At 59.6% G+C, this 14,093-nt stretch carries 11 protein-coding genes; all 11 read left to right on the top strand.

The genetic code is table 11. The annotated features are described in order from the left end of the window. The coding region (locus KGA89_RS15975; RefSeq protein ID WP_223472021.1) for an RHS repeat-associated core domain-containing protein at nucleotides 1-1,060 on the top strand (1,060 nt) is incomplete at its 5' end. Beyond that, nucleotides 1,057-1,449, top strand: a complete 393-nt coding sequence (locus tag KGA89_RS15970; protein ID WP_223472020.1) for a hypothetical protein — start codon at nucleotides 1,057-1,059, stop codon at nucleotides 1,447-1,449. The genes KGA89_RS15975 and KGA89_RS15970, both read left to right, overlap by 4 nt. 233 nt (nucleotides 1,450-1,682) lie before the next feature. Beyond that, the gene (locus tag KGA89_RS15965) at nucleotides 1,683-2,081 is read left to right on the top strand and encodes a hypothetical protein (RefSeq protein WP_223472019.1); all 399 of its coding nucleotides are present in this window, start codon (nucleotides 1,683-1,685) and stop codon (nucleotides 2,079-2,081) included. Nucleotides 2,082-2,702: 621 nt separating this feature from the next. Next, nucleotides 2,703-3,956, top strand: coding sequence for a cystathionine gamma-synthase family protein (locus KGA89_RS15960; protein ID WP_223472018.1), 1,254 nt, complete (start codon nucleotides 2,703-2,705; stop codon nucleotides 3,954-3,956). 151 nt (nucleotides 3,957-4,107) lie between these two features. Then, entirely contained in the window at nucleotides 4,108-5,538 is a 1,431-nt protein-coding gene (locus KGA89_RS15955) for an amino acid permease (protein WP_223472017.1), read from the top strand. Between the two features lie 59 nt (nucleotides 5,539-5,597). Beyond that, a complete protein-coding gene (locus KGA89_RS15950; protein WP_038857128.1) occupies nucleotides 5,598-6,482 on the top strand; it encodes a LysR substrate-binding domain-containing protein in 885 nt (294 codons plus the stop codon). A gap of 31 nt (nucleotides 6,483-6,513) precedes the next feature. Then, nucleotides 6,514-7,878 (top strand): threonine synthase, encoded by a 1,365-nt coding sequence (gene thrC / locus KGA89_RS15945; RefSeq protein ID WP_223472016.1) that lies wholly within the window; start codon nucleotides 6,514-6,516, stop codon nucleotides 7,876-7,878. Between the two features lie 11 nt (nucleotides 7,879-7,889). Next, entirely contained in the window at nucleotides 7,890-8,327 is a 438-nt protein-coding gene (locus KGA89_RS15940; RefSeq protein ID WP_053125728.1) for an Lrp/AsnC family transcriptional regulator, read from the top strand. An 808-nt stretch (nucleotides 8,328-9,135) separates the two neighbouring features. Next, nucleotides 9,136-10,194, top strand: a complete 1,059-nt coding sequence (locus tag KGA89_RS15935) for a homoserine dehydrogenase (protein WP_223472015.1) — start codon at nucleotides 9,136-9,138, stop codon at nucleotides 10,192-10,194. Beyond that, a complete protein-coding gene (locus tag KGA89_RS15930; RefSeq protein ID WP_223472014.1) occupies nucleotides 10,191-11,603 on the top strand; it encodes an aldehyde dehydrogenase family protein in 1,413 nt (470 codons plus the stop codon). Before KGA89_RS15935 ends, KGA89_RS15930 begins: the two co-directional genes overlap by 4 nt. Nucleotides 11,604-12,195: 592 nt before the next feature. Continuing rightward, complete coding sequence (locus KGA89_RS15925) at nucleotides 12,196-13,470, top strand: glycoside hydrolase family 68 protein (protein ID WP_014340408.1); 1,275 nt, start codon at nucleotides 12,196-12,198, stop codon at nucleotides 13,468-13,470. Nucleotides 13,471-14,093 lie beyond the last annotated feature (623 nt).

Here is a 14,093-nt window from a genome sequence, read left to right as displayed (position 1 = left end):
GCACCGCCTGATCGGCGTCACCACGGCGGATGGCCGCGAAACGTCCTACCGCTACGACGCCTTTGGCCGACGCATCAGCAAGACCGTGGACTGCCTGACCACGGAATTTTTCTGGCAGGGCGACCAGGTCGTCGCCGAAAACAGCCCGCGCCACCACCGCAGCTACGTCTACGAACCTGGCACCTTCCGCCCGCTGGCGATGCTCGACGGCGAAGGCCCGGAAAAAGCCACGCCGTTCTATTACCACCTCGACCACCTGGGCACGCCCCAGGAACTGACCAGCTTCAGCGGCCAGATCGTCTGGTCGGCGCGCTACAACGGCTACGGCAAACTCACCGAACTCCAGCACGGCGGCGGCGAACAGCTTGAGCAACCTTTGCGCTTCCAGGGCCAATACTTCGACCCCGAAAGCGGCCTGCACTACAACCGCCACCGCTACTACAATCCCGAGACTGGCCGCTACCTGACGCCTGATCCGAGCAAGTTGGCGGGAGGGCTCAATGGGTACCGGTACACCCTGAACCCGACGGGGTGGGTGGATCCGTTGGGGTTGGTGGATTGTCCGGGGAAGGGTGGGTGTAGGCCGGCGGTTGGGGAGCAGGATCCGGCGGGTAAGGTAGCTGTTGATCAAACGGAACCTAAACTACCTACTCCTAAAAAAGAGGAGGATTTCTTATATCGTGGTGATGAGCGAAATCCCGAAGATGTTTTTGAACATGGCTTTAAAAGCAAAGGTAAAAGCAAAAATTTGTTCTTGCATTCTATGGATAGTGACTCGCCTCCTAGTTATTACATTAGTACCTCCTACTCAAGAGATGTGGGGAAGAGGTTTGCTACCGGTGAGTACACTAAAATAGGGTATTTATACACGTTGCAAAAAATTCCAGGGCACGATTTGCAAAAAGAGCTAGGGGGCGCATATTTGTTTGGGGCTGAAAAAGAGATTGCAATTCCAGGTCGTATTAAGAATGAAGATGTGCTTGGCGCAACCTTGATACTTGATAATGGGAAAGAGTTTGGCTATTCCATACCTAACCCAAACAGGAGAATAAAAAAATGATTTCTACGGTGGAGGTGTATATCTCTAGGGGGGGAGAAAAGGAAAAAACTTGTCTTGTGTGCGATTCTAAGGGAATCGCAATAACTTTTTCTGTGGCGGATGGTGTTGATAGAATATATTCTGGGGGTAACTTCTATAAATGTTTTGCGAGTCTTAGGCGAGATAATCCGGATGTGATTTTCTTTTGTAAGGGGGCTAAGAAAAATGTTCATCCGTCTGGAATGTCTGCACAGATGTCGCTTGGGCTGAAGGCATATGAACTGAGCATGGGTAGCACTCCATCACTCGATGATATTGTTTATATATTTGACTACGATGATATTGATTTGGCAAAAGATCCGGGTGAGCAAGAAGCTTTTTTTAATGAGTGGGTTGAGTCTCGTTTGTAATAGCTAATGAATATGAGATTGCTATTCTTGGCCGGATGAGGGTGGAAGATATTATCGGAATCAGGCTACTCGTTCGATGTTCCCACTTCCCGGTGGGAATGCATCTCGTGACGCTCTGCGTCACATCTAGAAACGGAGCGTCCCTGGCGACCTTCCCACGCAGGAGTGTGGGAATTATCGAAAATATGGATCCTATGTAGGATCCTCAATATCCAATTTTGACAGGTGATGATATGGCTTCTAAAGAGGTGGTAATTGAAATTGATGGTGCCCTTAAAAAAGCGATTTTTAAGTGTGATCGAAAAATTATGGCGATGACCGTAACGATGCCAGATGGAATAGAAAGAAGTTACACGGCGGCGGATTTGTATTTGTGCCTAGGGATGGTTAGGAAAGATTTTCCGGATGTGAGTTTTTTATGTAAGGGAGCCAAAATCAATGTGCATCCCTCGCGAATGTCTTCGCAAATGGCTGGCGGTGTAGTTGCTTATGAAGTCCGTTGGGGAGAGACAGCGGATGAAAGTGACATAGTCAATATTTTTGATTATGAAGATAAGGATTTAACTAACGATATTACAGAGCAGGTTGAATACCATCGGCGGTGGTTGCAATCGTTTAACGCTGGTCCTTGATCGTTCCCACGCTCCCGCGTGGGAATGCATCCCGTGACGCTCTGCGTCACCTTCCAGAAGCGGAACGCGGAGCGTCCCCGGCGACATTCCCACGCAGGAGCGTGGGAACGATCGATAACCTGTGGCGGGGGAGCTTGCTTCCGCTGGGCCGTGGTAGGAGCTGCCGAAGGCTACGATCTTTTGATCTGGATCTTTCGCTTGATACTCAACTGGCTTTGGAAAGATTGCAGCCTCGCTTCGCTCGGCAGCTCCTACGGCGCAGCCGAGCGGGAGCAAGCTCCCTCGCCACGATGATTCACACAGCCTTTAAGTCAACGGTCGCCTGTAGAGCAGGCGCTCACGCATTCTCGATGCCACCACAACTCCAGTGTGGGAGCGAGCTTGCTCGCGATAGCGGAGGGTCAGTCACCTTCAATGGCAGCTGACCCACCGCCATCGCGAGCAAGCTCGCTCCCACAGGTTTATCAGTGACTTGCAGGTTGCTGCTTCGCACTCAGCCATTAAAAAAACCACCCCTTTGGCACCGATAACATCGTTTCTCGGCCGCGCGGCTTTTCCCTATATTGGCCCTCAGATTCGGTGGATGGCTCAACGTCCACCCCCTCAGTGTGAGTAGCCTCAATGAACAATAAACCTGACAGCACAGGGCTTGATAACGCGGGAGCAGGGACCCGGGCGGTTTGGGGTGGGGAGCAAGTCAGGCACCCCTACAACGCCACGCAAACCCCTATCGTGGCCAGCGCCGCGTACGGTTACGACGACATCGATGTCTGGTACGACGTCGCCTTGGGCAAGGCCCCCGGTTTTATCTACAGCCGCATGAGCAACCCGACCGTCGAGACCCTCGAAGCCAAGATTCGCGAGCTGGAAATGGCCGAGTCCGCCGTGGCCTTCAGCAGCGGCATGGCGGCGATCAGCAGCGTGCTCTACACCTTTCTGGCCCACGGCGATCGCGTGGTGTCGACCAAGGACAGTTACGGCGGCACCAACAAGATCTTCGAAGAGTTCCTGCCGCGCACCGGCGTGGCGGTGACCTTGTGCGAGACCTTCGATCACGACGATCTGGAGCGTGAAATCGCCAAGGGTTGCCAGGTGCTCTACCTGGAAACCCCCACCAACCCCACCCTGAAAATCCTCGACATCCCGCGCCTGGTGGCAGCGGCCAAGCGTGTCGGCGCCGTGGTCGTGGCGGACAACACTTTCGCCACACCGCTGAACCAGAGCCCGCTGGCCTTGGGGGTGGACGTGGTGATTCATAGCGCGACCAAGTTCCTCAGCGGCCATGGCGATGTGCTCGGTGGCCTGGTGTGTGGCAGCGAAGCCTTGATGGCCCAGGTGCGGCATTACCGGGAAATCAACGGCGCGAGCCTCGACCCGTTCTCGGCCTACCTGATCATCCGTGGCATGAAGACCCTGGCGCTGCGCATGCGCCAGCAACAACACAGCGCCCGGGCCCTGGCCGAATTCCTCTGCACCGAACCGCTGGTGGAGGCGGTGAATTATCCCGGCTTGCCGAGCCACCCGAACCACGCCGTGGCTTGCGCGCAGATGTCCGGCTTCGGCGCCATCGTCAGTTTTGTCCTGGTCGGTGGCATGGACACGGTCAAATTGCTGCTGCCGCGCCTGCGCTTCGCCCATTGCGCGGGCAACCTGGGCGCGGTGGAAACCATCTACGGCCCGGCCCGCACCACCAGCCATGTCGAGAACACCTTGGAAGAACGCCTGGCCCTGGGTATCTCCGAAGGCCTGGTGCGGGTTTCGGTCGGCATCGAAGACACCGACGATCTATTGGACGATCTGAAACAGGCCTTCGCCTTCGTCAAGAAGACCCTCAATCCGCAGTTCAATGAAGTGCATATCGAGACCGCAAACTGAAGTTTGAAAGTTGGTACCCCACCACAAGGCCGTGAGTGGGGCGTTCATGAATAGGAATAATAATAAAGCTTAGTGGCGATGCACTTTTACTCTGCCCAATAACTTGTCGCGGACGTCAATGCGCGCCCTAACAACTTTCATGAGAACAACCATGTCCATAAAAGAACAACAACTTAATTCGCGTGCCGGCTTCAAGCAGGAAATGCAGACGCGCCATATTGTCATGTTGGCATTAGGTGGCGTCATTGGTACCGGGCTGTTTCTCACGTCCGGGTATACCGTTAACCAGGCCGGCCCCATGGGCGCGGTGATCGCCTACATCATTGGCGCGCTCATGGTCTACATGGTGATGATGTGCCTGGGTGAACTGGCGGTGCAGATGCCTGAAACCGGTTCGTTCAGCACCTACGCCACGCGATTTCTCGGCCCGGGCACCGGCTACACCGTGGCCTGGTTGTATTGGCTGACGTGGACGGTGGCGATCGGTTCCGAATTCACCGCTGCCGGCATCCTCATGTCGCGCTGGTTTCCCGACACGCCGGTGTGGATCTGGAGCGCGCTGTTTGCCGGCGTGGTGCTCCTCACCAACGTGATTTCGGTGCGTTTGTTCGCCGAGACCGAGTTCTGGTTGTCGTTGATCAAAGTGCTGACCGTGGTGGTGTTCCTGCTGATTGGCGGTGGCGCGATTCTCGGCCTGCTGAACATCGACCAGGCCCACAGCATCGGCTTGAGCAACTTCACCCGCGAGGGACTGTTTCCTACCGGCTTCATGCCCATTGCGATGACGTTGCTGGCGGTGTCCTTCGCGTTTTCCGGCACTGAACTGATCGGCATCGCCGCCGGTGAAACCAAGGACCCGCAACGCAATGTGCCACGCGCCATCCGCACCACCGTGCTGCGTCTGGCGGTGTTTTTCGTCGGGACCATTTTTGTCCTGGCGACCCTGTTGCCCCGCGAGCAGGCCGGTCTGGTCGAGAGTCCGTTCGTCACGGTGTTCACCTACATCGGCATTCCGTACTCCGCCGACATCATGAACTTCGTGATCATCAGCGCCCTGTTGTCGGCGGCCAACTCCGGGTTGTACGCCGCCTCGCGGATGCTCTGGACCCTCAGCGACCAAGGGCATCTGCCCAAGCAGTTCTCGGCCCTGACCCGCATGGGCACGCCGCTCAACGCGATCATCGTCAGCATGGCCGGCGGCGCGGCGTCGTTGCTCAGCAGCGTGTTTGCCGCCGACACCATCTACCTGGCGCTGGTGTCGATTTCCGGCCTGGCCGTGGTGGTGGTGTGGATGAGCATCGCCGCGAGCCAGATCGCTTTCCGGCGTCACTATGTGGCCAACGGCGGCGACATTCGCCACCTCAAGTTCCGCGTTCGCGGTTATCCGTGGGTGCCGCTGGGGGCGCTGGTGTGCTGCAGCCTGGCGTGTATCGGGATCGCTTTCGACCCTGAGCAGCGAGTGGCGCTGTACTTCGGTCTGCCGTTCATCGCCTGGTGTTACTTCGTGTATTACATTACCCGCAAAAGCCGCGAGCGACGCTTGTCGGTTGCCCTCGTGGCACAACCGTCCGACGCGTTCTAAGGCGAGTCGACGGGGCGGGCAAACGTGTCCGGTGCGTGGGGGTCAACGAGGTACAGATCATGAAGCAAAAAACGTTGCCCCCGTTGAACTGGCTGCGGGCGTTCGAAGTGTCGGCCCGCTGCCTGAACTTCACCCACGCTGCCGACGAATTATTCTTGACCCAGGGCGCGGTCAGCCAGCAGATCCGCCAATTGGAAAGCCACCTGGGGGTGGCGCTGTTCAAGCGCTTGCCCCGTGGCCTGGGCCTGACCGAGGAAGGCCAGGCGTACCTGCCGGTGGTACAGGACGCAATCACGCGACTGGCGGTGGGCACCAACGAAATCTTTGGCCAGCACAAGCGTCGGCCAATCAAGGTGCGCGGCAGCCTGGCGTTTTTCGTGCACTGGCTGGCGCCGAAACTGGTGGATTTTCGCCAGGCGCATCCCCACGTCGACATCCGCTACATCAGCAACATCTGGGTCAAGGAACTCGATGGCGAAGACGACATGGAAATTCGCTGGGGCCACGGCCAATGGCCCGGCCTGGTGTCGCAGCGCCTGACCTGGGACACCTTGTTCCCGGTGTGCTCGCGGGCCTTGATGGCGACGCTGAAAGTGCCGGCGGACGTGGCCAAGCATCCATTGCTGCATGTGCTGGGCTACGAAGAGGGCTGGGGTTACTGGCTGAAAATGGTCGGTGCCGATAGCGTCGACTCCTCGACCGGCATGCAGTTCGACACGCTGGTCTGCACCTTGCGCATGGCTGAACTGGGGCAGGGCATCGCCCTGGCGCGCTCGTCGATGGTGAGTGACATGCTTGGCGACGGGCGCCTGGTCGAACCCTTCGCCCAGCGCATCGAAGCCAGCGAATCGTTCTACCTGGTGCGCAGTTCCGGGGCCGAGCAGCACCCGGACGCGGCGCGGTTTTCCACCTGGCTGGTGGAGCAGGCGCATCGTTTTAAATAAGCGGTTTTTAGAAGATTATCCGGAGCTGACCATGCGCTATGTGAGTACCCGAAATTCAACCGTGCAGGTCGACTTCGAACGCGTCGTACTGTCGGCCATCGCCGAGGACGGCGGGCTGTTCGTTCCCGTCGAACTGCCGCTGTTCGAACCCCAGGACATCGCCAACTGGTCGACCTTGTCCTACGACGAACTGGCCTATCGAGTGATGCGTCCGTTCGTGGGCGAGGCGATCCCCGAGGCTGACTTCAAGCGGGTGCTCAAGGAGGCCGGCAGCCAGTTCAGCCATCGCTCCCTGGCACCGTTGCATCAAGTGGATCGCAATGAATGGGTCCTGGAATTGTTCCATGGGCCGACCCGCTCCTCGAAGGACTTTGCCGCGCAATTGCAGGCGCGGCTGGTGCAGTACTTCCTGCGTAAACGCGGGCGTCGCGCGGTGGTGATTGGCGTCACCAACGGCGACACCGGCCTGGCCGCCATCGAGGCCTTCAAGCACTGCGACGAGACCGACGTGGTGGTGATTTATCCCGAGGCCGGCGTACCGCAAGATCAGCTTCAAGACCTGCAAGCGACGGCACATCCGCGGGTTCATCAAGTGGCCGTCGATGGCAGTTTCGATGAATGCCAGACCCTGGTCACCCAACTGTTCCGACAGCATGAGGCGATCAGTTTCAATTCCAGCAACTGGGTCAGCGTCATGGCGCAGTTGGTGTTTTATTTCCACGCCGTGCTGCAACTGGGCGGCGGTCAGCGGCCCATTGGCTTCAGCGTGCCGGCGGCGAGTTTTGCCGAAGTCTATGCCGGCTACATCGCGCAGAAGATGGGCTTGCCGATCACGCAGATGATCGTCGCCACCAACCAGAATGACGCGCTGCATCAGTTCTTTTTAAAGAACCACTACTCGCGATTGCGCGCCAGCAAGACCCTGTCGCCGGCTATGGATTTGTCGATTTTTTCCAACCTGGAACGGTTTCTCTGGGAGCTCTATGGGCACGATGATCAAGCAGTCAGCGCGCTGATGCACACCTTCGAGACCCACGGCGAAATGACCATCGCCAACGAGTTCTGGTTGCAGGCGCGGATGATCATCGACTCGTACGCGGTCAGCGATGAACAGACGCTGGAGGAAATCACTTCGCTGCATCGCGACACCGGCTACGTCATCGACCCACACACCGCCACCGGTGTGCTCGCGGCGCGCTTGTACCGGCGCAGCCTGGTGGCGCCGATGGTGACCTTGGGCGAGATCTCCCCAGCCAAATCGGCGGTGTTGCTCGGCGAGTTGGGGATCCACATTGCGGCGCAACAACGCCCGGTTTCCGAGCATGGTCCTGCGCAGATTCATCGCATCCAGCCGGACGACCTCGGTGCCCTCCATCAACTGCTCGGCGCCCTATAACCGGAGGCCCCATGAAGCGAATTCTCGATCCCCTCGACGAACGCATCATCGCCGAACTGCGCCTCAACGCCCGCGCCGCCCACGCCGAGCTGGCGGCCAAGGTCAACCTCTCGCGCAACGCCGTACGCCAACGCATCGAACGCCTCGAACGCGACGGCGCGATCCAGGGCTACACGGTGCGCACCGGGGAGGGCGCGCAGGCGTCGTCAAACATCAACGCCGTGATCTTCGTCTACCGCTACGACCGCATGCGCGGCGCCGAGGTATTGCAGGCCCTGCAAGCCATGCCCGAAGTGCTCCAGTGCGATGTGATGAGCGGCGAGTTTGATTTGATGCTGCGAGTCGGCGCGGCGAACCCGGAGCGGGTGCATAAGGTGTGGAAAGAAATCTCGGCATTGCCGGGGGTGGAGAACACCGTGACGTCATTTGTGTTGTCGTCGGTGGTCTGAGCCCGGTAGTGCAGATCGTTCCCACGCTCCGCGTGGGAATGCCGCCAGGGACGCTCCGCGTTCCGCTTCTGGGAGGGTGACGCAGAGCGTCACGGGATGCATGCCCACGCAGAGCGTGGGAACGATCAGGTCGCGGGGGCTGTGAGCGATCGTTCCTCACGCTCCCGCGTGGGAATGCCGCCAGGGACGCTCCGCGTTCCGCTTCTGGGAGGGTGACGCAGAGCGTCACGGGATGCATGCCCACGCAGAGCGTGGGAACGATCAGGTCGCGGGGGCTGTGAGCGATCGTTCCTCACGCTCCCGCGTGGGAATGCCGCCAGGGACGCTCCGCGTTCCGCTTCTGCGAGGCGACGCAGAGCGTCACGGGATGCATGCCCACGCAGAGCGTGGGAACGATCAGGTCGCGGGGGCTGTGAACGATCGTTCCTCACGCTCCCGCGTGGGAATGCCGCCAGGGACGCTCCGCGTTCCGCTTCTGAGAGGGCGACGCAGAGCGTCACGGGATGCATGCCCACGCAGAGCGTGGGAACGATCAGGTCGCGGGGGCTGTGAACGATCGTTCCTCACGCTCCCGCGTGGGAATGCCGCCAGGGACGCTCCGCGTTCCGCTTCTGCGAGGCGACGCAGAGCGTCACGGGATGCATGCCCACGCAGAGCGTGGGAACGATCGAATCCACACCTACCGCTTTGCCCACCCCCTGGTCAAAACGCCCAAGAAATAGAGCAAATTGGCCTATTTCACTGCCAACCCCGCCCCCCTAACCTAGATCCCAACAACCTCATCACCCGGATCAAGGACATAACAAAAATGACTGAATACAAACTGGCGCTGGTCGGCTTCGGCGGTGTGAACCGGGCATTGGCTCAACTGATTGCCGAGCGCAACCAGCAGTGGAAAACCGAGCTCGGCTTCACCCTGAAAATCGTCGGCGTGACCGACCTGTTCCTCGGTTCGGTGATGGACCGCCACGGCCTCGACGCCGCATTGCTGGCCAAACTGCCCACCACCAAAGGCGCCATGGCCCAACTGCCCGGCGGCACCGTCGATGCCCTCAACGAAGCCGTGATCAAAGACTGCGGCGCTGACATCATCGCCGAAGCCACCTTCACCAACCCGGTGGACGGCGAGCCTGCCACCTCGTTCTGCCGCTGGGCCCTGGAGCGCGGCAAACACGTGGTCACCACCAACAAAGGGCCCATCGCCCTGCACGGCGCCGAGCTGAAAGCCTTGGCCCAGCGCAACAACGTCGCTTTCGAATACGAAGGCTCGGTCATGAGCGGCACCCCGGTCATTCGCCTCGCCAAACAGTCCCTGGCCGGCAGCTCGATCACCGGTTTCGAAGGCATCCTCAACGGCACCTCCAACTTCGTCCTCACCTGCATGGAAGGCGGCCTCGGGTTCGCCGAAGCCGTCAGCCAGGCCCAAGCCCTGGGCTACGCCGAAGCCGACCCAACGGCAGACGTCGAAGGCCATGACGTGCGCCTCAAAGTGGTGATCCTCGCCAACGAACTGCTGGACGCCAAACTCACCGTCAACGACGTCACCTGCCGCGGCATCTCCGCCCTCAGCCTCGCCGACATCGAAAAAGCCCGCCACGACGGCGCCCGCTGGAAACTCATCGGCGCCGCCACTCGCCAGGCTGACGGCTCCATCAGCGCCAGCGTCGAACCGCGCCTGCTGAGCAACGACCACCCACTGGCGAGCATCAGCGGCGCCACCAACGCCGTGTCGTTCACCAGCGAACTGCTCGGCGCCGTCACCGTCTCCGGTCCCGGCGCAGGCCGCACCGAAACCGCCTTCGCACTGCTGTCGGACATCATCCACATCCACCAATCGGCAACCCGCAAACAGGAGCACACCCTGTGAACGTATCGCGCCTGGCCCTGGCGGTCGTCGAACCGCACATCGAAGTCCTCAACCCGTTTGACGGCAGCATCGTCGGCACCGTCGCCGACGTGTGCGCCTCAGAAGTCCCACACCTGCTCGAGACCGGCCGCAGCGGCGCACGCGCCTGCGCCGCACTCCCGCGTCATCGCCGCGCCAGCATCCTCGAACAAGCGGCACTGAACATCGAACGCGACGCCAAAGCCTTCGCCCGGCTGATCGTCGACGAAGCCGGCAAGACCCTCAAACAAGCCGAAAAAGAAGTCAAACGCTGCGTCAACACCCTCAAGCTCTCCGCCGAAGAAGCCAAGCGCAACGCCGGCGAAATCGTACCGTTCGACGCCTACGAAGGCGCCGAATCGCGCCAGGGCTGGTTCACCCGCGAACCCCTGGGCCTGATCGTCGCCATCACCCCCTACAACGACCCGCTGAACCTGGTCGCCCACAAACTCGGCCCGGCCATCGCTGGCGGCAACGCGGTGATCCTCAAACCGTCCGAGCTGGCACCGTTGTCGGCGCTCAAACTGGTGTCGTACCTGGTCGCCGCCGGCCTGCCTGAAACCGTGGTCACCGTCGCCACCGGCGGCGCGGAACTGGGCAAAGCCCTGGTCGCCGCCCGCGACGTGCGGATGATCTCCTTCACCGGCGGCTTCGTCACCGGCGAACAAATCGCCCGCACCGCTGGCCTGAAAAAACTCGCCATGGACCTCGGCGGCAACGCCCCCGTCATCGTCATGGGCGACTGCAACCTCGACGCCGCCGTCGACAGCTGCATCTCCGGCGCCTTCTGGGCCGCCGGGCAAAACTGCATCGGCACCCAACGCCTGCTCATCCACGCACCGATCTACGAAGCCTTCCGCGAACGCTTCGTCAACCAGGCCCAAGCCCTCGTCGTCGGCAACCCACTGCTCGCCAACACCGACATCGGCCCGATGATCACCCAACAAGCCGCGCAGAACGCCGAACAGGTCGTCAACGAAGCCCTGCAACAACGCGCCACCTTACTCTGCGGCCACCGCCGCCAAGGCACCTGCTACGCCGCCACCGTCCTGGAAAACGTCGCTCATTCCAGCCGACTCTGGCGCAACGAAGCCTTCGCGCCTGTGGTGGTGTTGCAGCCGTTCGACACGTTCGATGAAGCCATCGCCTTGGCGAACGAACCTGAATACGCGCTTCACGCCGGGATCTTCACCAACGATCTCAACACCGCGATGAGCGCTGCCCGGCGAATTGAGGCGGGGGGCGTGATGATCAATGATTCGTCGGATTTCCGGTTTGATGCGATGCCGTTTGGCGGGTCGAAATATGGCAGTTTGGGCAGGGAAGGGGTGCGCTTCGCGTACGAGGAAATGACCCAGCCGAAGGTGGTGTGCCTGAATACGTTGGGGTAAGCGTGGCGAATCAACCCTCGGACGATGGTTCGAGGCGCAGGAGTCGCTTACCTGTCATGTCGCCAAAACGCCATTTCGACAACACGTTTCGTCCTCATGTCGTCGCCAGCGACATGAGGACGAAGCGTGTCGCTGGTCAGGGTGACAGGCGCAATATCATCCACATCCAAAACAACTAACCCACCGCCATCCCACTGTGGGAGCGAGCTTGCTCGCGATAGCGGCCCACCAGTCACCATCAGAACCGCTCACTCCCCACCCTGCATTGCCCTCTGCGCAAAACCCGCAAGCTCAGTTAACCGATCCCCCTATGCACTGCTTCCACCCATTGCCCCGTCACTCACGCTTTCCACCGAGCTGCGTCCAGAGCACCGACCGTGCAGCCAACGTCGTCGATCTCCCCATGAACTAACTTCTGCAAACGTTCACAGCTGAAACGTATCAGCCCAAAGAAAAAATCCAATTATGCACAAATGCATTTTTATGCTTGACCCACATGCATAACCCCCTATAAGGTGGCTTTACTGTATGTACATACAGTTTTTCTAAATCACTATTTATTTGAATCCATTCATGGACGAGGCAATAACCTATGAAAACCACCACTGAAAAATTCGGTGTAACCCCCCATCAACCCAGCCTCTGGACCCGCGCCGACGCGTTGAAAGTCCGGGCAGATGATCCCACCACCACTCAGCCGCTGGTCAGCGCGGATTTCCCGGTACTGAACAACGACGTGTTCATCTGGGACACCATGCCCTTGCGCGACCTGGACGGTAACGTGACGTCCGTCGATGGCTGGTCGGTAATCTTTACCCTGACTGCCGATCGTCATCCAAACGACCCGCAGTACCTCGACGAGGACGGTAACTACGACATCCTCCGCGATTGGAACGATCGTCACGGTCGGGCAAAGATGTACTACTGGTTCTCTCGTACCGGCAAGAACTGGGAATTCGGTGGTCGTGTGATGGCCGAAGGCGTTTCGCCGACCGCTCGCGAATGGGCCGGTACGCCGATCCTGTTGAACGACCGAGGTGAAGTGGACCTGTATTACACCGCCGTCACCCCAGGCGCGACCATCGTCAAGGTGCGCGGTCGGGTAGTGACCACTGAACATGGTGTCAGCATGGTCGGCTTCGAGAAGGTCAAGCCGCTGTTCGAGGCTGACGGCAAGATGTATCAGACCGAAGCACAAAACGCGTTCTGGGGTTTCCGTGACCCATGGCCTTTCCGCGACCCGAAAGATGGCAAGCTGTACATGCTGTTCGAGGGTAACGTGGCCGGTGAGCGCGGCTCGCACAAAGTAGGCGAGGCAGAAATCGGCGATGTGCCGCCGGGTTATGAAGATGTCGGCAACTCGCGCTACCAGACCGCCTGTGTCGGCATCGCCGTGGCCCGCGACGCGGACGGTGACGACTGGGAAATGTTGCCGCCACTGCTGACCGCCGTCGGGGTAAACGACCAGACCGAGCGCCCGCACTTCGTGTTCCAGGATGGCAAGTACTACCTGTTCACGATCAGCCATACCTTCACCTATGCCGACGGTGTAACCGGGCCGGACGGCGTATACGGTTTTGTCGCGGACTCGCTGTTCGGCCCTTACGTGCCGCTGAACGGTTCCGGCCTGGTGCTGGGTAACCCGTCCTCGCAGCCATTCCAGACCTACTCGCACTATGTAATGCCAAACGGCCTGGTGACCTCCTTCATCGACAGCGTACCGACCGACGAAACCGGCACGCAGATTCGTGTCGGTGGCACCGAGGCGCCAACGGTGGGCATGAAAATAAAAGGGCTGCAGACGTTCGTGGTGGCCGAGTACGACTACGGTTACATCCCGCCGATGCTCGACGTCACCCTCAAGTAACAGCAACACCGGGGTTTCAGGCAGCGGGTTTGCGGTCGATGACAAAACCGTCGTGGATATGATCGAGATATCCCGCCTGATTCATTGCGACGTTGCTCGCAAGCCCCATTGAACAACGCGTCGTAACCCTCTTCGCGACTGGCTGCAAGGATGCAGCCGGTCGCGAATGCATTTCCGCACTGTGCACTTGGAACGATGAGTTCTCTTAAGTAGTGCAGCAGCCTGCTGCACAATTCCCCAACCGCAGCGTCGCGCCTTGCTAAATGACGCTGACGCACCGCATAACCCGCTCCGCCATTCCTACGTTTGAAATGCCTGACGCAAGCTCCTCTGTGGGAGCGAGCTTGCTCGCGATAGCGGTGTATCAGCAACATTCTGGCCCGCTGTTTATCGTAACTCCACGAGACTAGCCAAGACCGACATCGCCTTGCGCCATTGCCTACAACTACGCCAGAATCCGCCGGCTTGTGCGCCCTTGGCCGCGTCGGTAGTTTGGATCCTGTCACTGAGCATCAGTGATCGGGTTTAGTCGCCCGTCTCAACCTAAGGCGTACCAAGTCCCGTCGGACAGGCTGTGCTGTTCCTGTATTGATGGTGGCTGTGCGCAGGGCGCCCCCGGGCGC

The organism is Pseudomonas sp. A-RE-22, assembly GCF_019956035.1.
GTDB classification, from domain to species: Bacteria; Pseudomonadota; Gammaproteobacteria; order Pseudomonadales; family Pseudomonadaceae; genus Aquipseudomonas; species Aquipseudomonas brassicacearum.
Note: the sequence above shows the minus strand (reverse complement) of the source record. Positions and strands in the feature narration are given on the sequence as shown.